The sequence below is a fragment of the Caulobacter sp. BP25 genome (assembly GCF_002737755.1).
Classification (GTDB): domain Bacteria; phylum Pseudomonadota; class Alphaproteobacteria; order Caulobacterales; family Caulobacteraceae; genus Caulobacter.
Window position 1 is genome coordinate 53,808 of record NZ_PEGH01000004.1, and the last position, 24,934, is coordinate 78,741.

Annotated in this window: 18 protein-coding genes and 2 pseudogenes; 7 read left to right on the forward strand and 13 right to left on the reverse strand. The window is 67.6% G+C overall.

The features are described from left to right. Positions 1-33: 33 nt before the first annotated feature. Complete coding sequence (locus CSW59_RS01455) at positions 34-1,107, reverse strand: LacI family DNA-binding transcriptional regulator (protein ID WP_099442367.1); 1,074 nt, start codon at positions 1,105-1,107, stop codon at positions 34-36. A gap of 159 nt (positions 1,108-1,266) precedes the next feature. Between CSW59_RS01455 and CSW59_RS01460 the strand changes: the two genes are divergently transcribed. Together CSW59_RS01460 and CSW59_RS01465 are read left to right on the forward strand one after the other, a co-directional pair. Further along, positions 1,267-2,775: a UxaA family hydrolase gene (locus CSW59_RS01460; RefSeq protein WP_099442368.1), complete on the forward strand. Its 1,509-nt coding sequence runs from the start codon at positions 1,267-1,269 to the stop codon at positions 2,773-2,775. A gap of 83 nt (positions 2,776-2,858) precedes the next feature. Then, positions 2,859-4,307: a mannitol dehydrogenase family protein gene (locus tag CSW59_RS01465; protein WP_099442369.1), complete on the forward strand. Its 1,449-nt coding sequence runs from the start codon at positions 2,859-2,861 to the stop codon at positions 4,305-4,307. On the opposite strand, the gene CSW59_RS01470 is transcribed toward CSW59_RS01465, so the two are convergent. The 3 genes and pseudogenes from CSW59_RS01470 to CSW59_RS21705 form a co-directional block, all read right to left on the reverse strand. Further along, positions 4,304-4,864: a sugar transferase gene (locus CSW59_RS01470; RefSeq protein WP_099442370.1), complete on the reverse strand. Its 561-nt coding sequence runs from the start codon at positions 4,862-4,864 to the stop codon at positions 4,304-4,306. The genes CSW59_RS01465 and CSW59_RS01470 overlap by 4 nt on opposite strands. A gap of 15 nt (positions 4,865-4,879) precedes the next feature. Further along, entirely contained in the window at positions 4,880-7,546 is a 2,667-nt protein-coding gene (locus CSW59_RS01475) for a polar localization protein TipN (protein WP_099442371.1), read from the reverse strand. A 289-nt stretch (positions 7,547-7,835) separates the two neighbouring features. Beyond that, a pseudogene (locus tag CSW59_RS21705) lies at positions 7,836-7,923 on the reverse strand (hypothetical protein); the annotation flags it as partial. A 264-nt stretch (positions 7,924-8,187) separates the two neighbouring features. On the opposite strand from CSW59_RS21705, the gene cysD reads away from it, so the two are divergent. Then, the gene (gene cysD / locus CSW59_RS01485) at positions 8,188-9,111 is read left to right on the forward strand and encodes a sulfate adenylyltransferase subunit CysD (protein ID WP_099442373.1); all 924 of its coding nucleotides are present in this window, start codon (positions 8,188-8,190) and stop codon (positions 9,109-9,111) included. Continuing rightward, positions 9,112-11,019, forward strand: a complete 1,908-nt coding sequence (cysN, locus tag CSW59_RS01490) for a sulfate adenylyltransferase subunit CysN (RefSeq protein WP_099442374.1) — start codon at positions 9,112-9,114, stop codon at positions 11,017-11,019. 30 nt (positions 11,020-11,049) lie between these two features. Here the strand turns inward: cysN and CSW59_RS01495 are convergent, their stop codons facing one another. The 6 genes and pseudogenes from CSW59_RS01495 to CSW59_RS01515 form a co-directional block, all read right to left on the reverse strand. Beyond that, the gene (locus CSW59_RS01495; protein WP_099442673.1) at positions 11,050-12,264 is read right to left on the reverse strand and encodes an MFS transporter; all 1,215 of its coding nucleotides are present in this window, start codon (positions 12,262-12,264) and stop codon (positions 11,050-11,052) included. Positions 12,265-12,268: 4 nt separating this feature from the next. Continuing rightward, entirely contained in the window at positions 12,269-13,978 is a 1,710-nt protein-coding gene (metG, locus tag CSW59_RS01500; protein WP_099442375.1) for a methionine--tRNA ligase, read from the reverse strand. A 132-nt stretch (positions 13,979-14,110) separates the two neighbouring features. After that, positions 14,111-14,245: pseudogene (locus CSW59_RS21085) on the reverse strand (hypothetical protein); the annotation flags it as partial. 692 nt (positions 14,246-14,937) lie between these two features. Next, positions 14,938-16,215, reverse strand: a complete 1,278-nt coding sequence (locus CSW59_RS01505) for a DUF4010 domain-containing protein (protein ID WP_099442376.1) — start codon at positions 16,213-16,215, stop codon at positions 14,938-14,940. 217 nt (positions 16,216-16,432) lie between these two features. After that, entirely contained in the window at positions 16,433-17,965 is a 1,533-nt protein-coding gene (locus tag CSW59_RS01510; protein WP_099442377.1) for an acyl-CoA carboxylase subunit beta, read from the reverse strand. A gap of 160 nt (positions 17,966-18,125) precedes the next feature. After that, positions 18,126-18,851 carry an ATP12 family chaperone protein gene (locus CSW59_RS01515; protein WP_099442378.1) on the reverse strand — a complete coding sequence of 242 codons (726 nt, stop codon included), beginning with the start codon at positions 18,849-18,851 and terminating at the stop codon, positions 18,126-18,128. 53 nt (positions 18,852-18,904) lie between these two features. Between CSW59_RS01515 and CSW59_RS01520 the strand changes: the two genes are divergently transcribed. Both CSW59_RS01520 and CSW59_RS01525 read left to right on the forward strand, forming a co-directional pair. Further along, entirely contained in the window at positions 18,905-20,341 is a 1,437-nt protein-coding gene (locus tag CSW59_RS01520; protein ID WP_099442379.1) for a DUF1800 family protein, read from the forward strand. Further along, positions 20,338-21,561 (forward strand): DUF1501 domain-containing protein, encoded by a 1,224-nt coding sequence (locus CSW59_RS01525; RefSeq protein ID WP_099442380.1) that lies wholly within the window; start codon positions 20,338-20,340, stop codon positions 21,559-21,561. The genes CSW59_RS01520 and CSW59_RS01525 overlap by 4 nt, the downstream gene beginning before the upstream one ends. 75 nt (positions 21,562-21,636) lie before the next feature. Here the strand turns inward: CSW59_RS01525 and CSW59_RS01530 are convergent, their stop codons facing one another. Both CSW59_RS01530 and crcB read right to left on the reverse strand, forming a co-directional pair. Next, positions 21,637-22,635, reverse strand: a complete 999-nt coding sequence (locus tag CSW59_RS01530; RefSeq protein WP_099442381.1) for an RluA family pseudouridine synthase — start codon at positions 22,633-22,635, stop codon at positions 21,637-21,639. Beyond that, a complete protein-coding gene (gene crcB, locus CSW59_RS01535) occupies positions 22,632-23,015 on the reverse strand; it encodes a fluoride efflux transporter CrcB (RefSeq protein ID WP_099442382.1) in 384 nt (127 codons plus the stop codon). The genes CSW59_RS01530 and crcB overlap by 4 nt, the downstream gene beginning before the upstream one ends. A gap of 164 nt (positions 23,016-23,179) precedes the next feature. Between crcB and CSW59_RS01540 the strand changes: the two genes are divergently transcribed. After that, complete coding sequence (locus CSW59_RS01540) at positions 23,180-24,409, forward strand: hypothetical protein (RefSeq protein WP_099442383.1); 1,230 nt, start codon at positions 23,180-23,182, stop codon at positions 24,407-24,409. A gap of 4 nt (positions 24,410-24,413) precedes the next feature. Here the strand turns inward: CSW59_RS01540 and CSW59_RS01545 are convergent, their stop codons facing one another. Continuing rightward, positions 24,414-24,923 (reverse strand): hypothetical protein, encoded by a 510-nt coding sequence (locus CSW59_RS01545; protein WP_099442384.1) that lies wholly within the window; start codon positions 24,921-24,923, stop codon positions 24,414-24,416. Positions 24,924-24,934: the final 11 nt, after the last annotated feature.

The window sequence follows — 24,934 nt, forward strand, 5'->3', positions numbered from 1 at the left end:
CATGTCCCTATGCAAGCCGAAGAGGGCCGAGGTTTACGCCGGCGCCGGACCGGACGACTCGCGGACCACAAGGCTCGGCTCCGTCGTCGTCAGATCGCGAGGCTCCGCGCGTTCGACGCCAATCAGCTTTTCAGCGGCCATCCGGCCGATCGCGCGCGTCGGCGTACGCACGGTGGTCAGCGGCGGCCACACGGCCTGGGCGATCTGGAAGTCGTCGAAACCGACGACGGTCACATCCTGCGGCACCGAAAGCCCCGCCTTGCGCGCCGACTGCAGCACGCCCGCGGCCATCTCGTCATTGCCGCAGAAGATCGCGGTGGGACGCGGCTCGCGGGCCAAAAGGACGTCGCCGCAGGCCACGCCGGACTCGAAAGTGTATCCACCCTGGACGATATCCTCCGGCGTCAATTTCAAGCCGGCCTCGGCCAGGGCGTCCTCGAATCCCCCTCGCCGCTCGTGCGACGAGCGGAACGTCGCGGGCCCCGAGACAAAGGCGATCTTGCGGTGCCCAAGCGCCAGGATGTGCTGGGCCGCTTGCGCCCCGCCCAGACGGTCGTGACCCACGATCATGTGCTCGGGTTTGTCCAGTTCAACGGAGGCGATGCGGATATAGGCGCAGCCGATCTCGTTCAGCAGCTTGGCCACGCGATCGTCTTCCGACACCGAGGGCGGCAGCACGACGCCAAACAGCTTCTGCCGCTCCACGAAGGCGCGGATATCGGCCAGGAAGGTCGGGCTGGAGCGATCGCAGGGGTGAACCACCAGCTCGAAACCCGAGCCCCGCAGGCCGTCCAGAAGGCCCAGCTGCATGTTCACGACGTACTGAGGGTTGGGGTTGTCGTAAATCATGCCGATCAGGAACGACCGACGGAACGCCAAGCCTCGCGCTTGGGGATCGGGCGCGTAGCCCCACTCGGCGATAACCGCCTCGATGCGCTCGCGGGTTTCGTCACGCACGAACGGAGACTGGTTGATGACCCGCGAAACAGTCTTCTTCGAAACCCCGGCCAGTCGCGCGATATCATTGATCGTCGCCCGACGTCGCCCCCCCTCGACGCCGATGTCATTCTCGTCGGAACTCGAGGTAGATTTATTCGAAGCGGTCACGGCGTTTCCAACGGCTTTGTTTGTTTTATTTTGTCATACTCTAGCGACGCGGTGATCGCCACCTACGACGAAACGCCAGCTTGCCGCCAATCTGACACCGGTTACCATGTCACCGATCTCATCTTTTGGCGATCCCTGCCCAAAACGCGACACTTCACCATGACCGAAACGCTCCATCCGCAACGCGAATCGATCCACCCGGTCGACCCGCGAGACCATGTCGCGACGGCCTTGCGCGATATCTCCGCAGGCGAAGCGTTGGACCTCAATAGTCGGACAATAGTCGCAGCGACGGACATCCCCAAGGGCCACAAGATCGCTATCCGCGCCGCCAAGGCCGGTGAGGATGTTCTCAAATACGGCTGGCCAATCGGACGCGCGGTGGCCGACATCGCGGTCGGCGATCACGTCCACGTCCACAATGTGGCCACGCGTCTTGAGGGCGTCGAGCACTTCACTTGGACCCCGACCCAGGCCGAGCCCGCACAGGGGGCCGCGCCACGTACATTTCAAGGCTACCGTCGCAGGACTGGCCGCGCCGGGACCCGCAACGAAATCTGGGTCCTATGCACGGTCGGCTGCGTCGCCAACACCGCCCGTCGCATCGCTGAGAAGGCCAACCAGCGTTTCGCGGGGCGTGTCGATGGAGTCTACGCGTTCCCTCACCCGTTCGGCTGCTCGCAGCTGGGCGACGACCTGACGCATACGCGTAAGCTGATCGCGGCCCTGGCCAGCCATCCGAACGCCGGCGGGGTCCTGCTGCTGGGCCTGGGCTGCGAGAACAATCAACTCAAGGCTCTGCTGGAGAGCGCGCCGGAGATCGACCGGGAGCGCCTTCGCAGCTTCACCACGCAGATGGTCGAGGATGAGTTGGAAGACGGCCTTGACGCCGTCGAGACGCTGGTCGCGATCGCCGAGCAAGATCGTCGTGAGCCAATCCCGGTCTCGGAGCTTGTTGTGGGCCTCAAGTGCGGCGGCTCGGACGGCTTCTCGGGCGTCACTGCCAATCCCCTGGTGGGCCGGATCGCCGACAAGGTGGCCGACGCCGGCGGCACGCCGGTTCTAACCGAGATCCCCGAGGTGTTCGGCGCCGAGGGCGTGTTGCTGGCGCGCGCCGCCAGCCGCGAGGTCTTCGACCAGGCCGTCTGTGTGATCGACGACTTCAAGCGCTACTTCATCGACAACAACCAGCCCATCTACGAGAACCCGTCGCCCGGCAACATCGCCGGCGGCATCACCACGCTGGAGGAGAAGTCCCTCGGCGCTGTCCAGAAAGGCGGTCGCGCGTCACTGGTCGAGGTGCTGCGCTATGGCGAGCGCGTGGGTCCGCACGGCCTCACCCTGCTGGAGGCGCCGGGCAATGACGCGGTGTCGTCCACCGCTCTGACGGCGGCCGGCGCGACCGTGATCCTGTTCACTACCGGACGCGGCACGCCGCTTGGCTTCCCCGCACCGACACTGAAGATCGCCTCGAACTCAGGCCTAGCCCAACGCAAGCCCGGTTGGATCGACTTCGACGCCGGCCAGGTGCTGGCGGGCGTCTCGATGGAGGACGCGGCGGACGCGCTAATGGACCTGGTGGTCGAAACCGCCTCGGGCAAGGTGACCAAGGCCGAGCTTAACGGCGAGCGCGAGATCGCCATCTGGAAGTCCGGCGTGACCCTCTAGAAATTGGTCAAGCCAATTGTCAGCGAGGCCAGACTACAGCATGTAGACGGCCTGAACGTTCCTCCGATCCCTAGGCGTTTCCCTTGACGGCTTCCTCCGAAACCTCCCCCGCCCTGCGTCTGAGCGCGACCAGCTATCCCGGCGCGATCCCCGGCGTCGCCCTGCCCGCCTATGATCGCGACAAGGTCCAGATCGGTGTCGTGCATTTCGGTCCCGGCGCCTTCCACCGCGCCCACCAGGCCTTCTATTTTGACCAGCTGCTGGCGACCGACCCGCGCTGGGGGATCTGCGCGGTGTCACTGAAAAGCCCTGGCGTCCGGGACGCCCTGGAGCCTCAGGACGGCCTCTACACCCTGGCCCAACTCGACGCTGAGACGACGTTCCGCGTGATCGGTTCGATCCGCGAGGTGCTGGTGGCGCCAGAAGATCCGCCGTCCGTCTTCGCCCGCCTCGCCGCTCCGACGACCCGTATGGTCACCCTGACGGTGACCGAGAAGGGCTATACGCTGTCGGCCGAGGGCGGCCTCGACGAGAACCACCCCGACATCGTCCACGACCTGGCCAATCCTCGCGAGCCTAAGAGCGCCGTCGGCTACATCCTCGAAGGCCTGCGCCGTCGTCACGCGGCAGGTCTCGCCCCCTACGCCGTGGTCGCCTGTGACAACCTCGCCGACAATGGCTGGCGCCTGAAGGCGGCCGTGGTCGCCTTCGCCGCCAAGGTCGACGCCGACCTCGCCGCCTGGATCGAGCGCGAAGGCAGCTTCCCGCGCACCATGGTCGATAGCATCACGCCCGCCACGGACGACGCGCTGCGCGCTCGGGTTCTGGCAGCGACCGGCCTGGAGGACGCCTGGCCGATCCAGCGCGAGGCCTTCACCCAATGGGTGGTCGAGGATGTCCTGCCAGCGGACGCGCCGGACCTCGCCAGCGTCGGCGTCATCCTGACCGACGACGTGCGCGGCTTCGAGCGGGCCAAGCTGCGCCTGCTGAACGGGGTCCACTCCACCCTCGCCTATGCTGGCATCCTGCGCGGTCATGCGACGGTGTTCGAGGCGGTCAGCGATCCTGCGCTGGAGTCCCTGGCTCGCGAGATGATGGCCATGGACATTATCCCGACCCTGACCGCCCCGCGCGGCCTGGATTTGGCGCAGTACGCCGAGGCCATCCTGGCTCGCTTCCGCAATCCCGAGATCCGTCACTACCTGTCACAGATCGCCTGGGACGGCTCGCAAAAGCTGCCGTTCCGCGTCCTTGGCACGCTGACTGAGACGCTGGAGGCTGGCCGCTCGATCGACCGCCTGGCGGTCCCGCTGGCGGCCTGGATGCGCTTCATCGCCCTGCGCGCCAAGGCCGGCGAAGCCATCACCGACCCTCTGGCCGAGAAGCTGACGGCGCTGGGCGTCGCGACGACGGGAGACGTCAAGACCGACGTCGCGGCCTTCCTGGCGCTGGACACCGTCTTCCCGGAGGCACTCTCGTCCAATTCGATCTTCGTCGCCGCGCTGGAGAAGGCCTACGCCGACCTGGGCTAGCGGGTCACCCCTCTGGCGGTCAGCACCGGCACGACGGTGCTGACCAAAATCTTCAGGTCGAACAGGAATGAGCGGCGGCGCAGGTATTCGGCGTCTAGAGCCACCTTGTCAGGAATGGCCAGCTCGTCGCGACCGTTGATCTGAGCCCAGCCTGTCACGCCTGGACGCAGGACGTCCACGCCCGCTTCCTTGCGCGCAGCGATCAAGTCGTCCTGATTGAACAGAGCCGGGCGCGGCCCGACCAAGCTCATGCGCCCCACCAGCACGCTCCAAAGCTGCGGCAGCTCGTCCAGGCTCAGCTTGCGCATCAGGGGTCCCAAAGGCGTCAGCCAGCGATCGGGATCGTCGAGCAAATGGGTCGCCACTTCCGGCGTGTCGATACGCATCGTGCGAAACTTGGGCATCGGGAAGAGCGTCGAGTTCCGGCCAACCCGCTGTGACCAGTAGAGCCCCGGGCCCGGCGAGGTGATCCTCACCAGCAGCCACAGCACAAGCATCGGCGCGGCCAGCACGATCAGGCCGACCGCCGCCGCCAGCAAGTCAAAGGCGCGTTTCAAGTCGAGCTTCCGGAACTAGCCCAGGTCGCCGCTGGCGGCGTCGAGCAGCAGATAGGCGCGCCCTGCGTCAGAGGACAACAGCGCGGCCAACAGGAAGCCCTCACGATCCTGACCCGCCGCTTCCTCAACCATGCCCGCGTAGCGCTTGATGAACCGCTCGGCGTTGCCCTTCAGGGTCGCGTCCGAGAACAGGCGGCGGACCAGGCGTCGGATGGCGGCCGGGGCCAAGCGCTTGACCACCTCGCGTCCTCCGCCAGCGTCCCCCGTCTGCAAGGCTGCGGCGATCTCGTCGATGCGCGGCCTCGGCAGCAGGGCATGGGGATCAATGCCCATGGCCGTGATCTCGGCGGCCAGTTTCTCTCCCAGGGCGGCGTCGCCTGGAGAACTGCTCTCGATGCCGGAGAGCAGATTGCGCCAACTCCAGCCGCCCGCCCCTTCGCCTTCGGCGGCCGGCGGCGCGGACTTGCGGCTGTTGGCCTGTTCGAAGACCGAACGAAACTCCTCGTCGGTCGCGGTCGGTGTCAGGCGAAGACGGCGACGATCACCCGGCGCGTCACCTTCGTCGTCGAACTCAGCCATGGGGAGCGGCTGGGGCTGAGAGGTCTTGGCGGCTGGCGGCGGCGGAGCAGCAGCAGCAGTAGCGCGCCCCTTTGGCGCCGCAGATGAAGCCGCACGGGCGGCGACAGTGGACACCCCCGCCGCGGTGACGGCGCCAGCCGCCTCGCTGAGCATTTCGTAGTTGCGGCGCACGCGCTCCTGAAAGGCCTGGTCGATCGCCGCCGTCTCGTCGGCGGTCCGCCGCACGGCGTTCATCAGATGCTCGACGCCCTGCTCGATCGAGACACGGACCTCGGCGGCCTTGAGCAGGGCCTCAGATGGAAGTTCTGCTGTTCGCTTGCCGATCTCGGAGAGCATCGCCTCCAGCTCGTCCAGGGTGGCGCGAGCGGCCTGTACCGAATCAGCAAGCTTCTGCGAAGTGCGCGCGCCGGCCTGCTCGACCATCTGGGCGGAGTGCTCGATAATGTCGCGCGCCTCCTCCATCCGAGACTCGAACACCGCGTCGGCCTTCTGGCCGGCCGCGAAGGCGATCTCGTTCAGCTGATCCACGCGACTGCGGGCGGCCTCGACGCGCGCCTCGACGCCCTGCGCCGCCTTAAGCGCGGCGTCGGCCATGGCTTCCATCGCCGCCTTAAGCTCTTCCTCAAGCAGGGTCCGCTGGCTCTCGGCGACATCGCCGATCATTTCCAGCGTCTTCTTGCTCTCCTCGGCCAGGACGTCCTGGCGCGCCTTGGCGCCGTCGGCCATCTCGCGGAACTGATCGGCGGCGGAGCTGATCAGGCCACGCAAGATTTCGGCGCCCATGGCGGCCTGATCGGACAGCTCGGTCGCGCCGACGCGGGTATAGGCGACAAACTCGGTGAGCTGAGCGGTTCGGGTCTCGGCCTCGGCCGCGAAGTCCTCCTGCTCTGAACGCAGAGCTTGGCTGACCTCAAGCAGCGCCGCGCGCTGGGCGGCCAGGGTTTTCTCGACGGCCGAGACCTGATCACTGACACCCAAGCCGGCGGACTCGAGACCCGCGACCTGACGCGACAAGTCCTCGGCCCCCACGCGCGCGGCGTCCGAGGCTTCCGCCGCTGCGGCGGCCAGATCCGCAGCGCGGGCGGCGAGAGCGGCCTCGGCTTCACGCAACTGCGTCTCTGCGAGGTCGGAGGCCTCGGCGACCATGCGGGCCTGACTGCCAATGGCGTCGACCACGGCCGTGGAACGGGCGTCCAGCGACTGCGACAGGGTTTCCATCGCGGTGCGCTCGTGGCCTAGCCCTTGCGCAAGCTGGTTGGCCATACGGGCCGACTCCGCAGCCGCTTCGGCGAGACGCGCGGTCTCCTCCGCGAGCGCCTCGCGGAGCGATACGATGTGCTCCCGGGCACGCTCAGCGGCGGCGGCGGCCTCGTCGACTCCCTGACGCATGGCGTCCACCGCGGTGGACGCGCCGACGGCGGCCAGGGCAGCGGGCGTCACGATCCGGTCGGTCATGGTCCGCGTCCGGCGCAACTCGTCGGAGACCCTTGTCGCCTGCCGCAACAGATAGGCGCCCAGCAGAGTCATAAGCGCGGGACCGATCGCCAGGCTGGCGAAAACCGTCAAGGCGAAGCCCTCGACCTGGAACGCCGGCACGCCCCGGGCATAGCCGAAGGCGAAAGCGATTGGAGCGAGCGCCCACAGGGCCGCGATCGCGGAAGCCAGGGTCCAGAACAGCGCACCCGACATGCGTCGAGGCGCGTCCTCGACTTCCAAAGCCACCGGCGTCGTGGAGGGAGGCGGAGGCAGATCAAGGGCGGCGCCGCGCTTCTCCGCCTTGGCGGGAGCGCCGCGTTCAGGCTCGATGATCGGCGCCAAAGGCTGAGCGCCCGATAGCGACATGCCAGCCTTCAACTCGGGTTCGGCGAACGTCTTTGGCTGTTCTGGCTCAGGCTCGCGCCGGCGACGCGAGCGGACCGTGGTCGGCGGCGGCACGTCCAAATCGTCGTTCAGTGTCAACGGTTCAGCCGAGAGCGTCGCCTCGGGCTCGGGATCCGCGAATGAAACCGATTCGGTAAGCTCGGGCGCGGCCTGGCTATCCTCCACGGAAGGAGCCGTCGGCGTCGCGGAGAAATCGAACGGTTGTCGCTTCTTAGGCTTCATACACAGCCGGAGTCCCAGGGCGTCGGCGGGGGGCGCTGAGACAGCCTTCGCGCGCCGGCCCCTCCTTCGCGTGTAGGATGAACCTAACGGTGAAAAGCCTTGACGAAAAGCGGCTTTGGTTGCGTTCGCCCAGGTGCGACGCCTGACCGCGCCCCTCAGGCGGTCTTGGATGTGGCCGAGGGCGCGACACTCGAGACCGGACGGGGCTTGGCGGCGTCCGCTCGTGGCGAACGCGCAACGGTCTTCGTCGCATGAGAACGATCGGCCTTGAGGGCGCGCGTCTCGGTCGCGACTCCGAACTGGCAGAGCGCGAATGAGGACAGCCAGACGACCGCCACCGCCAACATTTCCGCCAAGAAGGCCATAGCCCGCCCCACGAACCGATAGCGCCGTTATGCGAGAGTCTCTCGCGCGGCGCGAGTGAAACTTTCGTCATGAAGGCCATAACTTTCGGTATGTGGCGCCAATCCAACTGACAGCGCCTCCAGATTTCCGGCGGTTGCCGCGCACGCCGCCACGGCATAGGTCGCAGCATAAATTCGACGCCCTTGCCCGACAGGGAGGGCCCGGACACTTTCGCTTTGCGGAACCTCGCCTTGCCCCTTACAGAATCCGCTCTCGCACCGCTCCCTCAGGATCCGATGACGACGATGCAAATCTCGCCGGCGCGACTGACGCACCTTCAGCGCCTGGAGGCCGAGAGCATCCACATCCTGCGCGAGGTGGCCGCCGAGTGCGAGCGGCCAGTCATGCTGTACTCGATCGGCAAGGACAGCGCGGTGATGCTGCACCTGGCCGCCAAGGCCTTCTATCCCAGCAAGCCGCCCTTCCCGCTGCTGCACGTCGACACGACCTGGAAGTTCCGGGACATGTACGCCATGCGCGACCGGATCTCCTCGGAGCTCGGCTTCGACCTTCTGGTCCACAAGAATCCCGACGCCGAAGCGCGCGGCATCAACCCTTTCGACCATGGCAGCGCGCTTCACACGGATATCTGGAAGACCGAAGGGCTCAAGCAGGCGCTGAACAAGTACGGCTTCGACGCGGCCTTCGGTGGCGCGCGGCGCGACGAAGAAAAGAGCCGCGCCAAGGAGCGCGTCTTCTCGTTCCGCACCGCCGAGCACCGCTGGGACCCGAAGAACCAGCGCCCCGAGCTCTGGAACCTCTACAACACCCGCAAGCATCCGGGTGAGAGCCTGCGGGTCTTCCCGATCTCCAATTGGACCGAGCTGGACGTCTGGCAATACATCCACCTGGAGAACATCCCGATCGTGCCGCTGTACTTCGCGGCCGAGCGGCCGGTGATCGAGCGCGACGGCGCGCTGATCATGGTCGACGATGAACGCTTCCGCCTGCGTGACGGCGAAGTTCCGCAGATGAAGAGCGTGCGCTTCCGCACCCTGGGCTGCTACCCGCTGACGGGCGCGGTCGAGAGCACCGCCGCCACCCTGCCCCAGGTCATCCAGGAAATGCTGCTGACCACCACCAGCGAACGCCAGGGCCGGGTCATTGATCATGACCAGTCCGCCTCGATGGAGAAGAAGAAGCAGGAAGGGTACTTCTAGATGGCCCACCAATCCGCCCTGATCGCCGAGGACATCGAAGCCTATCTGCATCAGCATCAGCACAAGTCGCTGTTGCGCTTCATCACCTGCGGCAGCGTCGATGACGGCAAGTCCACCCTGATCGGCCGCCTGCTGTACGACAGCAAGATGATCTTCGAGGATCAGCTGGCCGCTCTCGAAGCCGACTCCAAGAAGGTGGGCACGCAAGGCGGCGCCATAGACTTCGCCCTGCTGGTCGACGGCCTGGCCGCCGAGCGCGAACAGGGCATCACGATCGACGTCGCCTATCGCTTCTTCTCGACCGAGAAGCGCAAGTTCATCGTCGCCGACACGCCCGGCCACGAGCAGTACACGCGCAACATGGTCACCGGCGCCTCGACCGCCGACGCGGCCGTGATCCTGATCGACGCGCGCAAGGGTGTGCTGACCCAGACCCGTCGCCACAGCTATCTCGTCAGCCTGCTGGGCATCCGCCATGTCGTGCTGGCCGTGAACAAGATGGACCTGGTCGGCTGGGACAAGGCGGTGTTCGACAAGATCGTCGCCGACTATCGCGCCTTCGCCGACCAGATCGGCCTGTCGGTCTTCACGCCCATCCCGATCTCGGGCCTGGGCGGCGACAATATGGCGGCCCGCAGCGACGCCACGCCCTGGTTCGAAGGGCCGATCCTGATGGACTGGCTGGAAGGCGTCGAGGTGGAAGACCACCTGCAGGCCAAGCCCTTCAGAATGCCGGTGCAGTGGGTCAACCGGCCCAACCTGGACTTCCGGGGTTTCTCGGGCCTGATCGCTTCGGGGACCATCAAGCCCGGCGACCGCATCCGCGCCCTGCCTTCGGGTCGCGAAAGCCGCGTGGCCCGCATTGTCACCCTGCCGGACGACCTGCCCCAGGCCGTCGCCGGCCAGTCGGTGACCCTGACGCTGGAAGACGAGATCGACATCTCGCGCGGCGATGTTATCGCCACCGCCGATGCGCCCGCCCCCGTCGCCAACCAGTTCGAAGCCACCCTCGTCTGGATGGACGACGAGCCCCTGCCCCCGGGGCGCACCTATCTCCTGAAGATCGGCGCGCGGACGGTCGGGGCCAGCATCACCGACATCAAGCACCGGGTGAACGTCAACACGCTGGAGCACACGGCCGCCAAACGGCTGGAGCTGAACGAGATCGGGGTCTGCAACCTTTCGCTCGACCAGGCGATCCCCTTCGAGCCCTATGCCGACAACCGCCAGATGGGCGGCTTCATCCTGATCGACCGCCTCTCGAACCGCACTGTCGGCGCGGGGATGATCAACTTCGCTCTCCGGCGCGCCGACAACATCCATTGGCAGCACACCGATGTGACCAAGGTCTCGCGGGCGAGCCTGAAGGGCCAGCGGGGCCAGGTCGTCTGGCTGACGGGCCTCTCTGGCGCGGGCAAGTCGACGATCGCCAACCTGGTCGAAAAGCGTCTGCACGCCCTGGGTCGTCACACCTATCTGCTGGACGGCGACAACGTCCGACATGGCCTGAACAAGGATCTCGGCTTCACCGAGGAGGACCGGGTCGAGAACATCCGCCGCGTGGCCGAGGTCGCCAAGCTGATGGTCGACGCAGGCCTGATCGTGCTGACCGCCTTCATCTCGCCGTTCCGGGCCGAGCGCCAGCTGGCGCGCGACATCCTGGAGCCGGGCGAGTTCATCGAGGTCTTCGTCGACACGCCCTTGGCCGTGGCCGAGGCGCGGGACGTCAAGGGCCTCTACAAGAAGGCTCGCGCGGGCCAGCTGAAGAACTTCACCGGCGTCGACAGCCCCTACGAGGCGCCGGAAAAGCCCGAACTGCGGATTGACACCACCGCGATCGACCCGGTCGAGGCGGCCGAGCGGATCGTGGCGTGGCTTGAGGGCCAAGAGGTCGACTACACGATCTGACGCCCGTGGGCAGACCATGATCCTCCGCGCTCAATAGCGGAGCCTGTCGTGAGACAGGCTTCGCGATCGGCGCGCCAGCATGATCGCGCCGATCAGGCCAAGGCCCGCCATGCCCGCCATGGTGAGATAGCCGAACGGTCCCAACGCGTCGAACAGCGGCCCCGAGGCCAGGGTCGCGATGCCCAGCGTGAAGCCCGACGACAGCGCCGAGTTGATCGCCTGGGCCGGCGAAGCAGCGGCAGGCGGCGCCAGCTTCTCGATCAGCCGCAGCGACGCCAGGAACGCGGCGGCGAAGGTCAGGGCGTGCAGGCACTGCAGCGGGAACAGCGCCCACAGCGGCGGCTCGAAGGCGTAGGCGGTCCACCGCAGCACCGCCGCCATCGCGCCGAGCACGAGGAACCGCTCAGGCCCCCAGCGACGCCGCAGGGGCTCCAGGAACCACATGAAGCCGACCTCGGCCGCGACGCCGACGCCCCACAGCACGCCGATCATCGGCTCGGCGATGCCCTGCTTGCGCCAGAGGATGGCCGAGAAGCCATAGTAGAAGGCATGCGCGCCCTGGATCAGGCCCGCCGTCACGACGGCCAGCACGAAGGTGCGGTTGCGCATCAGGTCGCCAAGACCCTTCCAGCGCTCGGCGCGGCCTGGCTTGGCGCCCTCGGCGTGAACCCGTTCTGGCGGCACCAGCCAAGCGGCCGCCAGCGCGCCGACGAAGCAGGCGGCGATGATCCACAGGGCGATGATGGTCGGGGCGGCGAGGGTCAGGATCGCGCCCATGGCGAGATTGGCGGCGATGAAGGCGGTGGAGCCGACCCCGCGCGGCAGGCCGTAGTTGAAGCCCTCGGTCCGCGCTCGCCGCAGGGTGATCACGTCGATCAGCGGCGAGACGGTCGACATCAGGGTCTGGCCCACGAACCAGGCCAGGATCAGCCAGAAAAGGTTCGGACCGGCCAGCAGGCCCGCATAGCCTAGGCCCGCCCCGATCAGCAGCAGCACCATGGGCGTGCGCCGCAGCTTGAAACCGTCGGCCCAGACCGCCAGGGCCGGTCCCGTGAAGGGCTTGAGCAGCAGCGGCACGGCCAGGATCAGGCCGATCGCGCCGCCGCTCATGCCGCGATCGCGCAGGAACGTGCCAGCGTAAGGCAGGCTGACGCCCGAAACGAGGAACAGCGAGGCGTAGAACAGGCAGAGACGAGCGAGGGTGGGAAGCCCCTTCCCGTCCGCCTGCTTGTCCGCCCCCGCGATCACCCTAGTCCGCGCCGCCGAAGCGGGCCGTCCATTCAGCGATCTGGTCGTCGTCGATCTTCTTGAACAGGACTTCGGGGACCGAGATCGCCTGGCCGACCGTCAGCTTGGAAAGCTCGGCGGCGGCGTCGTTGGACGGCCATTGCGCGGGGAAGTCCAGGTTGAACGCCTCGCTGATCTTCTCGGCGGCGAACGGGATGAACGGGGCCGAGATCTTGGCGTAGAGGGCCGCAAGGTTCAGGGCCGTGCGGACGATGACGGCGGCGCGGTCGCGATCGGTCTTGATCGCGGTCCAGGGCGCGGCCTCCTGCAGGTATTCGTTGCCGACCACCCACAGCGCTCGCAGCGCCTGGGCGCTCTTGCGGATCTCGATGGCGTCCATCTGTTCGGCGAGATCCGCCAGACGCGCCGAGACGTCGGCGAACAGCTTCTGCTCCAGCGGGCCTGGGGAGCCGCCCTCGGGCACGACGCCGTCGAACTTGCTCTCGGTGAACTTCAGGATGCGGTTGACGAAGTTGCCCAGCACGTCGGCCAGGTCGCGGTTCACCGCGCTGGCGAACTGCTCCCAGGTGAAGGCCGTGTCGCTGCTTTCGGGCGAGTTGGCCGTCAGGTACCAGCGCCACAGGTCCGGCGGCAGGATATCCAGGGCCGCGTCCATGAAGACGCCGCGCTTGTTCGAGGTCGAGAACTTGCCGCCGTACCAGTTCAGCCAGTTGAAGGCTTTCAGCATGTCGACGCTCTTCCACGGCTCTTCCGAGCCCAGGATGGTCGCCGGGAAGCTGACCGTGTGGAACGCCACGTTGTCCTTGCCCATGAACTGGACATAGCGGACGTCGGCCGCGCCCTCGTCGGTGCGCCACCAGCGCTTCCAGTCGCGGCCGGGAGAGCCTTCGGCCCATTCCTGGGTCGCGGCGATGTACTCGATCGGGGCGTCGAACCAGACGTAGAAAACCTTGTCCTCAAAGCCCGGGCGCGGCGCGCCGTCCTTGGCCACCGGAATGCCCCAGGCCAGGTCCCGGGTGATGCCCCGGTCGATCAGGCCCTCATCCAGGTGCTTGTAGGCGATCGAGCGGGCCAGCGGCGGCCAGTCGGCGTGGCTGTCGACCCAGGCGCGGATCTTGTCCTGCATCTTGGTCTGAAGAAGATAGAGGTGCTTGGTGTCGCGCACCTCGATGTTCCGCGAGCCCGAGATAACCGAGTACGGATTGATCAGGTCGGTGGGGTCCAGCAGGTTTCCGCAGTTGTCGCACTGGTCGCCGCGCGCCTTCTCGAACTTGCAGTGCGGACAGGTCCCCTCGACATAGCGATCGGGCAAAAAGCGTTTGTCGTCGACCGAATAGACCATCTGGTCGACCCGCTCCTCGATCAGGCCGTGATCCTCCAGGGCCTGGCAGAAGTGCTGGGTCAGACGGTGGTTCTGCGGCGAGGACGAGCGGCCGAAATGATCCCACGACAGGCCAAAGGCGCGGCCCACGTCGTGCTGCAGCACGTGCTGCTCGGCGCAGTAGGTGGCGACGTCCTGGTTGGCGGCGGCCGCGGCCAGCTCGGCCGGCGTGCCATGCTCGTCGGTCGCGCAGATGTAGAGCGTCTCGTGGCCCCGCGCCCGCTGGAACCGCGCATAGACGTCAGCCGGCAGCATCGACCCCGCCAGATTCCCCAGGTGCTTGATGCCGTTGATGTACGGCAGAGCCGAGGTGATCAGGATGCGAGCCATGCGGGCGCGGCCTTTCGGGCAAGTCGGACGAAGCAAAGAAGCGTCCGCATATAGAAGGGTCGGGCCGCGAGGGAAAGGTTTGGCTGGTATGCCCTTCTCCCGTGATGAGGGAAGGCGTCGAGGGAGACTGAGAGCGCCCCCTCCGTCACGATGCTGCGCGTCGCGCCACCTCCCCCGTTTCTCGGGTGAGGAGGGAGACCCGTCATCCTGCCCCGCGTGCGTGGGAGGTGGATCGGCGCGGATACGCGACGAGACGGAGGGGGCGCTTACTGGACATGCGACCGCCGCTTCACGCGATCGCTCGCTGAAGGCGCAAGGGGAGGCGACGGAGCGGCCGGGCGAACCCGGAGACCGTGAGTGTGTTGTGCGTTTCGGCTCGATCGTCCGCTCCGCCAGGCTGTTCTTGTCCGTGAGGGCGACGGGCGTGAGCATTATCTGCTCGGGACTTCGCTACCCCCGGACGGGCGCGGACCAACTGGATCGGCTCCTCCGTCTCCAGCCCGACGATCCACGATAGGCGGCTTATACGATCACCGCCCTGTCGCTCCGCGTTCGACGTGATCCCGAGCGGCCCGGCCCCTCGTGCGCGCTCCTAAAGAGTAAGCCGCACGACCAGACAAAGCCTCCCAGGCGCCGAACGCGGCCCCGCTCAGCCTAGCCCCGCCGCCGTATTGGGCCGGATCCATACGCCCTCCCCCGCGACGGGGATGGCTATGATTGTGCGCGCGGTTTCAACGCGGATCACACAGCAGCGTGTAAAAGTGATAAGTCGTTGAAATCGCTGACTTCGATTACGGATACGCCGAGCATACAGGCGCTTCTATCCCCGTACTTGCCCCCTCCGCGCCTGCGGCGCTCCTCCCCCGGAGGGGGAAGAAGACGGAGCTCCCTTCTGCCCCCTCCGGGGGCGGACGACCACGCGGAGCGGGGTCAGGTGGGGGCCCGCGGCGATGGCCGGCCTAGAACACCACCGCCAGCGCCAAGACGCCCGCCAGGCCGGCCAGGAAGGTCACCAGCAACGGCGTCGCCGCCTTCACCCCCGCCGAGCCCCTGGCGATCGTGAAGGCCAGGCCCGCCTTGACCAGGGTGTTGGCCAGGATCGGAGCGGCCAGGATCAGGCCGGCGATCTTCGGGGTCAGGCTTCCGTCAGGAAGGCGGCTCATGGCGATGATAGCCGCATCGACATCAACCATGCCGGAAATCCCAAGCACGACGGCCAGGCCCGCGCCGCCGAAGGCCTGCATGGCCCAGCGGCCGGCCAGCGAGATCACCATGACCAGGCCCGCCAGCAGCAGGGCCGGTCCCAGGTCGAAAGGGTTGCGAACCGAAGGCGCGGGACCATCGCTCGCAGGCGCCGACTTCAGTCGCAGCGCCCAACCGACATAGGCCGCGCCCACCAGACCCGCCGGAACCGCCACCAGCGCGAAGGCCGACAGGGCGAACGGCGCCAGCACCGCGACAAGGACCAGCACCCGCACGATCATGACGGTCGAGGCCAGGGCGATCCCGGCGACCAGCACCGTGGTCTCGCCGTCCGACTTGCGGATACGCGCGGCCATGGCGGCGGTAACGGCGGTCGAGGACACCACCGCCCCGACGGCCGCCGTGGCCAGAACCCCCTTCTCGGCGCCCAGTTTGCGACTAGCCGCGTAGCCGATCAGCGACAGGCCCGAGACCAGCACCACCACCATCCAGATCTCGCGCGGGTTCCAGGCGTCCATCGGCCCGAACGCGTGGTTGGGCAGCAGCGGCAGAACGGCTAGTGAGATCAGGGCGAAGCGGACGATAGCCTGGAGCTCAAGCTCGCTCAGCTCCTCGACCCATTCATGCAGTCTTTTGCGCTGGGCGAGGATCAGCGTGGTCAGAGCCGCCAGCACGCAGGCCAGGCTCCATTGGCCCGCCGCCGCGAACGCGCCGAGCCCCAAGGTGATAATCCCGACGACCGTGGTGGTCGCGCTAAGATCATCCTTGGCCGCCGCGCGCGCATAGCCGATCAGCAGGGCCACGGCCGCCGCAATCAGGATCGCCGCGCCGATCGACGGCGAGATCCGCGCCGTCGCCTCGCCCGCCACGCCGCCGGCTAGGCCCAGCAGGGCGAAGGTGCGGATGCCGGCAACCCGCGCGCCGTCCGGCTCCATCCGATGCGACCAGCCGCGCTCGACGCCGATCAGCAGCCCCAGCGCGAAAGCCAGGCCCACGCCGGCGAAGGGCGACAGGGCCTGGATCCATTCCGACATGTTCTCGCTCCAGCTTCATGGAGAAATCGGCGGCAGTTCGCCGAAACACATCCGCCTTCCTCGCCCTTGTGGCGAGGATCCATCGTACAGCCCGCCGGACAGCGCTCGATGTCCGCCGACGGTTCGGCTACGCCAAGCGCCGTGCTAGCTGACCCCTGGGCCCTGGGCACAAGGCCCAGGGAGGCGGAGGTTAGGCTCGAAAGCCTTACGCCCATCGCTACAGCGGGATGTTATCGTGCTTCTTCCAAGGGTTGGAGAGTTCCTTGCCCTTAAGGCTCTTCAGGCCCCGGACAATCCGGCGGCGCGTGCCGTGGGGCATGATCACGTCGTCGATATAGCCGCGCGAGGCGGCGACGAACGGATTGGCGAAGGCGTTCTTGTACTCTGCCTCGCGGGCGGCCAGAGCCTGCGGGTCCTTGGCCTCCTGGCGGAAGATGATCTCCACCGCCCCCTTGGCGCCCATCACCGCGATCTCGGCGGTGGGCCAGGCGTAGTTCAGGTCGCCGCGCAGGTGCTTGGAGCTCATCACATCATAGGCGCCGCCATAGGCCTTGCGGGTGATGACGGTGATCTTCGGCACGGTGGCCTCGGCATAGGCGAACAAGAGCTTGGCGCCGTGCTTGATCAAGCCGCCGTACTCCTGCTTCGTCCCCGGCATGAACCCCGGCACGTCGACGAAGGTGAGGATCGGGATGTTGAAGGCGTCGCAGAAGCGCACGAAGCGCGCGGCCTTACGCGAGCTGTCGATGTCGAGCACCCCGGCCAGCACCTGAGGCTGGTTGGCGACGACGCCGACCGTCTCGCCGTCCATCCGAGCGAAACCGCAGATGATGTTCTTGGCCCACTCACTGCTGATCTCGAAGAAGTCGGCCTCGTCGACGACCTTCAGGATCAGCTCCTTCATGTCGTAGGGCTTGGTCGGATCGGCCGGGATCAGGGTGTCGAGGCTCATCTCCTCGCGCAGGGCCTCATCGAAGCTCTCGCGCTCCGGGGCGGGCTCGCGATTGGATGAGGGCAGGAAGTCGACCAGGCGGCGCACTTGGGTCATGGCCTCCAGGTCGTTGTCGAACGCACCTTCGGCGACACCCGACTTAGCGGCGTGGACGCGGGCCCCGCCCAGCTCCTCGGCCGTGACCACCTCGTTGGTGACGGTCTTCACGACGTCAGGGCCGGTCACGAACATGTAGCTCGTATCCTTCACCATGAAGATGAAGTCGGTCATGGCGGGGCTGTAAACGTCACCGCCGGCGCAGGGGCCCATGATCACGCTGATCTGCGGCACCACGCCCGAGGCCATGACGTTCTCGAGGAAGATGTCGGCATAGCCGGCCAGGCTGTCGACGCCCTCCTGGATGCGCGCACCGCCGGCGTCGAACAGGCCGATGATTGGCGCGCCGACCTTCATGGCCTGGCGCTGGACCTTGACGATCTTCTGGGCGTGGGCGTTCGACAGGCTGCCGCCGAACACCGTGAAGTCCTTGGAGAAAACGTAGACGACCTTGCCGTTAATCGTGCCCCAGCCGGTGACGACGCCGTCGCCGGGGACCTTCTGGTCCTGCATGCCGAAGTCGGCGCAGCGGTGCTCGACGAACATGTCGAACTCTTCAAACGAACCTTCGTCCAGCAGCAGGTCGATCCGCTCGCGGGCGGTCAGCTTGCCCTTGGCGTGCTGGGCGGCGACCCGCGTCTCGCCGCCGCCGACCCTGGCCTGCTGGCGACGACGCTCGAGTTCGTTGAGAATGTGCTGCACGCGCGTACTCCCCTGCCGGACTTATTCATTGGCGGCGTTCCGCCTTGTGCAGCAGGGGTAGCGAGGGTGAAGGCTTGGCGCAAGGCGGACCTTGCGGCAGCGCAGCATGGCTTTTGGGAGGGTTCGCGGAGCGAACACACCGCGCGCCTGATGCCTTGTTCTAGCGTCGCAGCGCCGCGAACCAGCGGTCGATCATCGCCGCCTCGACGGCCAGGGCCTCGGCGCGCGCCTTGGCTTCGGCGTCCTGGCCCCATTGTTCGGCCTGGAAGATCTCGTCCAGACGGGACAGGTCCAGCGCCTTCTGGCCGGTCAGACGGCCGGCGCGAACCGCGAGCGCCAGCACGGTCGAACCGTAGAGGCCGGCGGCGAAGGCCAGGCCGGTCAGGGTGAAGTCGTCCAGGGTCAGGGCCAGGGCCTCGACCGCCGCCAGGGTGGCGGGCGGCTGGGGCTGATGGATGATCCCGGCGACGTGATTGAACGACAGCCCATGCTCGGCCTGGGCCCAGTCGAGCATCGCGCCCCACTCCCGCGCCTGTCGCTCGACCAGCGCGGTCGGGTGCTCGGCGCGGTAGCAGAGATGGTCCGACGCAGCGTAGGCGGCGATCTCGCCGGCGACCTCGGCCCGGGTCTCTGACACCCGGTCGATGGCCGTGAAGGCCAGGCGCGAGGCTGGCATCAAGCTGTTGTCGATGAACTCGACCTGTGCGTCCCACTCGGCGGCGATCAGCTCGGCCAGGGCCTGGGTCGGCAACACCAGCGGGTTCCTGGCCGGCGACTTGGGCGTGCGGCCATCCAGCTGGACGGCGAAGCCGCCCTCAACCGGCGCGACGGCGGCGGCCTTGTAGAAGCGGCGGGGTTTCAGCAGCAGCTCGGCTTTGTCGGACACGGGAAACTCGTTTTCAGGCCGCCCGCGACGGAACGGCGGCGGGCCCGCGTTGAATGGGCAATGTCACGTCGTCGCGCAAGGGAGAGCGGCTTATGAGCTTGCCCAGCAAGGATATGATGGCCGCCATCGCCGTCACCCGTTTCGGTCTTGGCGCCCGCCCCGGGGAAATCGAGGCCGCCACGGCCGATCCGAAAGGCTTTCTGACCGCCCAGATCCGCCGCGAGGGCGCGGACCTGCCGCAGGATGGCGGAGAAACCTCGGCCCAGCGCTTCGAGGCGATGCGCGATTTCCAGCAGCAGCGGAAAACGGAGCGCGAGCAGAAGGACGGCGAGGCCGCCACAAAGACCCAGACCTTCAAGGACACACAGCGTGCGCTGCGCGACAAGATCGACGCCGATTTCCTGGCGCGAGCGCGGCTGGCGGCGGGCACGAACGCGGCCTTTTGCGAGCGATGGGCGCTGTTCTGGGCCAACCACTTCACCGTTTCGTCGACCAAGCAGATCACCTCGGTGCTGATCGGACCGTTCGAGCGCGAGGCGATCCGCCCCTACGTGTTCGGCAGTTTCGAGAACCTGCTGGTGGCGTCCTCGACCCACCCGGCCATGCTGACCTATCTGGATCAGGCTCAGTCGATCGGCCCCAACAGTCGGGCTTCGGGCGCCGCAGCGCGGCGCGGGAACGGCAAGGCCGGCTTGAACGAGAACCTGGCGCGCGAAATCCTGGAACTGCACACGGTCGGCGTCGACGCCGGCTACCGCCAAGCCGACGTCACCGAATTCGCGCGCGCACTGACCGGCTTCTCGATCGGCCGCGACCCCGAGGACCGCGCGGGACAGTATGTGTTCCGCGAAAACGCCCATGAGCCGGGCGCGCGCACGATCATGGGCCGCCACTATGGACAGCAGGGCCTGAAGCAAGGGCTGGCCGTGCTGAGCGACCTCGCCGCCCATCCCGATACGGCCCGCCACATCTGCGGCAAGATCGCTCGCCACTTCGTCTCGGACACGCCGCCCTCTTCCCTGACCGAGCGGCTAGAGCAGCGTTGGATGGAGACCGGTGGAGACCTCGCCAAGGTCGCCAAGGCGCTGATCGACAGCCCCGAGGCCTGGGCCCCGACGCCGGCCAAGCTCAAGACGCCCTACGAGTATACGCTGTCGACCTGGCGGCTGATCGGAGCCGAGCCCTCGGCGATCGAGCGCCTGGCGCCGATCCTGACCGGCCTTGGCCAAAAACCGTTCTCGGCCCCCTCCCCCAAGGGCTGGCCCGACGACGCCCAGACCTGGGCCGCGCCGGACGCCTTGATCAAGCGAATGCAGTGGGCGCAAGGCTTCGCCGCCGCCATCGCCGACCGCTCCGATCCAAACGCCTTGGCGGTTCAGGCTTTGGGCGCACGCCTGACGCCCGCCGTCGCCAAGGCTGTCTCGCGGGCCGAGACCCGCCGCGAAGCCTTCGCCCTTCTCGTGATGAGCCCGGAGTTCCAACGCCGATGAACGCTCCGCTGAACCGCCGCGCGCTGCTGGGCCTGGGCGCTGGCCTGGGCATCGGCGTCACCTTCCTGGGCGGCCAGGCCTTCGCCGCCTCCGAAGGCGATCTGGCAAAGAAGAAACTGGTCGTCGTCATCTGCCGGGGTGGCATGGACGGCCTGTCCGTCTCGCCTCCGGTCGGCGACCGCGACTATGCGGGTCTGCGCGGCTCCATCGCGTTCAAACCCGAGGAGGTGCTGAAGCTTAACGGCGTATTCGGCCTGCATCCGCAGCTTTCGACCGTCCACGCCCTGGCCATGAAGGGCCAAGCCCGTATCGCCCCGGCCATCGCCAGCCCCGACCGCGCGCGCTCGCACTTTGAAGCTCAGGACGTGCTGGAGACCGGCGCGGCGGGCGTCTACGGCGCCGACACAGGCTGGCTGAACCGGACGCTGGAGGTCCTGGCGCCGATCCGCCCTGTCGAAGGCCTGTCGGTCGGAACCACCGCCCCCCTGATCCTGCGCGGCAAGGTGCAGGCGGCCAGTTGGTCTCCGGGCAAGGGCGTCGATGAAAGCGCCCGCCTGCCGACCCTGCTGCAGGACCTTTACAAGACCGATCCGCTGCTGGGGCCGGCCTTCGCCAGCGGATTGGAGACCGAGGCCATGGCCCAGCAGGCCATCACCGCCATGGCGGCGACGTCGACGATGAACATGGGCGCCGCCGACGGCCAGAAGCGGCGGGGCGACGAGACCGCGCGCAAGCTGGGCTCGACCCTGGGCGGCTTCATGATTCAGCCCGGCGGGCCGCAGATCGCCGCCATCTCGCTGGACGGCTTCGACACCCACGCCGGCCAGCCCGGCCAGATCGCCACGCGCCTGTCCTATCTGGACGCGGTGCTGGACGGCCTGCACACGGGCCTGGGCGCCGAATGGAAGAACACAGTGGTGATGGCCGTCACCGAGTTTGGCCGCACCGCGCGGGTCAACGGCACCGGCGGCACCGACCACGGCACGGCGTCCACCGGCCTGATCCTGGGCGGCGCGCTCAAGCCGGGCGGCATCGTCGGCGACTGGCCGGGCCTTGCTCAAAACGCCCTCTTCGAGAACCGCGACACTGCCCCGACACTGGACATGCGCGCCCTCTTTAAGGGCGTGCTGACCGAGCACATGGGCGTCGACCGCGCCCTGCTGGAGACCAAGGTGTTTCCAGACAGCAAGACCGCCAAGCCGTTGATCGGCTTGGTGTAAAGACCGCCTCTCAAGGCGGAAGGCCGCGCGCGCCCCCAAAAAGCGCGGTCTGGTGGGGGACCAAGCGGCGCTGCGTTAGCGCCGCTTGGTCTGACGCCGCGCGAAGGGCTCTGCCTCGGCCTCGTCTTCCGAAAAGCCGAACTTGCGGAAACCTTCCTTCATCTCCGGGCTCAGCGGCGCTTCGATGTGCAGCATCCCGGCCGAGGGGTGCGGCAGCAGGATCGAGCGGGCGTGCAATTGCAGCTTCAAGCCTTCGGACAGGGGCGCGGACTTGTCGTCGCCGTACTTGGGGTCCCCAAGGATCGGGTGGCCCATGGCCTTCATGTGGGCGCGCAGCTGGTGGGTGCGGCCGGTGTGCGGGCGCAGCGCCATCCAGGTCACGCGCGGGCCGGCGCGGCTGATGGTGACGAATTCGGTCTCGGCTGGCTGGGCGTCCGGGTCCTTGGGCTGAGCGGGCACGACCAGTTCGCGGTCGCCGACCCCACGCTTGGCCAGGTGCAGCTCCATCACGCCCTCGGTCGGGTGCGGGTTGCCCGCGACGATGGCCCAGTAGGTCTTCTGCGCCTTGCGCTTGGCGAAGGCGCCCGACAGGCGCGCCGCAGCGCTAGGCGTCTTGCCCAGCAACAGTACGCCGGAGGTGTCGCGGTCCAGGCGGTGGACCAGACGCGGGCGATCGACGCCCTCGCCCCAAGCGCTGAGCAGCTTGTCGACATGCTTGGTGGTCTTGGTGCCGCCCTGCACGGCCAGGCCGGCGGGCTTGTTCAGCGCCAGGACCTCCTCGTCCTCGTACAGCACGAGCGACTTGGCGTAGGCGACGTCGCGCGCCGACAGCTTGTTCTTGTCGGCCGGATCGGGCGCGTCGGGCAGCGGCGGCACGCGGATCTGGCTGCCGGCCGCCAGCTTGGTGTCAGCCTTGGCGCGCGAGCCGTCGACCCGCACCTGGCCCGAGCGGAACAGCTTGTTGAGCTGGATATGGTTCAGGTGCGGCCAGCGCCGCTTGAACCAGCGATCCAGGCGCACCCCGTCCTCGCCGGCGTCGACATAAAGGGTGCGGACTTCCTTGGTGGTGCTCATGCGAAGATCCTGCGGGCGATCAGAAGGCCCGCGAAAAGGGCCGCCACGGACAGAAGCACGCTGGCGGCGGAATAGGAAAAGGCCTGCAGATAGGCGCGCTTCTGAATCATCAGCGCGGTCTCCAGGGAGAAGGACGAGAAGGTGGTGAAGCCACCCAGAACACCGACGCCCAGCAGCACCCGCCACTGCTCGCTCGAAGCGGCCCCGCGATGCGCCAGCCAGGAGGCCAGGCAACCCATCAGGAACCCGCCGACAACGTTCACGGTGAAGGTTCCGTACGGCCAACCGGGGCCCATCACCCGTAAAGCGCCCACCCCTACAAGGTAACGCGCGACCGAGCCGACGGCCCCGCCGGCGGCCACGAGAAGCAGTTTGTTCATGAAAGTCTTATGCTCCGAGCCGCCCGCAACGCCAAGCTCTCAAGATTGTTCCCTTGATTTTCAGCGATTTCTTTCAAGGTAAACAACTCCGGAAACCCTTTTTCATTACCACTCGTTAAGCGCGTGGACGGCACTTTGTCGCGGTATTTTTAAAGTGCAGAGCCATGTCCCGCCCACTCCCGACCTTCGACGCGACCGAACGCGTGGCCCTCCCCGGGCCGGTGCTTCAGCGCCTCGCTGGCACGGACCTGGTGGCGCGCGGCTCGGTCAACGTCATCAGCGTCAAGACCATCCGCATGTGGGCTGGCGACTGGTGGGCCCAGAAGCGGACCGACGTCTGGACCTATGTCGAGCGCAAGCTGGCCGAGCATCTGGACCGCAACGACCTGCGCGCGCGGATCTCGGAAAGTGAGTTCCTGATCGCCACGCACCACGAGCACGGCCTGGCCGCGCAGGCGACCAGCGTGCGGATTCTCGAGGACGTGCTGACCCACCTGCTGGGCGCGGCTGACCCGGCGGACTTGGGCATCCGCGCGGTTATCGGCGTCGAGAGCGGCCAGGCGGTCTGCAAGCGCATCGACCCGACCGTCATTCTGGCGGCCCGCGCGCGCCGGGACTCCGAGCGCTCGCCCGTCCGCATCACCGTAGACCCGGCCGACGAGGCCCGCCGCACGCCGGTGGCCTTCACCACAGCAGCCGGCGCTGCGCTGCGCGTGGACTTCACGCTTGAGCATGTGGTCAACCTGCGCCGCAACATCACCACGGCCGTGCGCATCGAACCGATGGTCACGCATCTGGCCAGCGGTCGCCAGGCCTCGGCGCGCGCGCTGACCAAGCTGTCGGATCGCGACGTCGCCTTCATCGACGAGTCGACCCTGAAGTACGCGGCGGTCTTCGCCCGCTCGACCCAGGGGCCGCACACGCCCGAACTGATCCTACCCGCCTCTTTCCGCACGCTAGGCACGCAACGCGGTCGCGATCTGCTGACGGGCACCGCAGGCCTGTCGCTGGGTCTGCTGCGCGGCGGGATCATGATCGAGCTGGTCGACGTCACCCGCGGCACGCCCGCCGGCCGTCTTCTGGAAGTCGTCGGCCTGCTGCGGGCGCTGACCCACGGCGTGATCGCCCGCGTGCCGCCCGACCGGGAAGCCCTGCGCGTGCTACGCGACGCGCGCCTGGCCGGCCTGGCGCTCGACGCCTCCGATCTCAACGGCGAGGCCGCCAAGATCGCCATGGACATCATGGCCTTTGGCCGCGACTCCCGCGGCCTGGCCGCCACCACGATCCTGCAAGGTCTTCCGGCCGAGGGCTATTTCGCGGCGGCCGAGACCGCCGGCCTCAGCCACGCCTCGCTGCGCGCGACCTATCCGCTGGGAAAGCAGGTCGCGGCCTAAGCCGCTAGATTCGACCGCGTCCGTAGCCGATCGTCTTGACGATCTCGCGCGCGTCATAGGCGTCGCGGTCGCGCGGCGTCGGCCCCTTGCCGAACACCACCTCGATCGACTGGGCGAATGACGGCCCAGGGCCGAGGTCGAAGCTCGTTCCCACGCCCACGCCAACGCTGGTATGGCGGCCGAAGCTGGCCGAGCCGCCGCCGACCGACATGCGGGGACCACGGTCATAGCCGGACGCGGACGTCGAGCGATACGCGACCCGGAACCAGTCGTATCCGTCGCCCAGCGCCAGCTCGGCCGCGCGCAACAGGGCGTAGTCGGCGATCTGAGCCTCTGGCGCGCCAGGCCCGCCCTGGAACGTAACGCGGTAGCGCCCCGCCTCCAGGCGATATTCAGAATAGCCGACGTCATTGGGCGCGCCGGCCTGGGCGCGATAGACGGTGGGCGCGCTGGCGCAGGCGGTCAGCATCAATCCCGACAGGACGGCGGCGACGAGCGGCTTGGCGATCTTCATGGGCTTGCCTC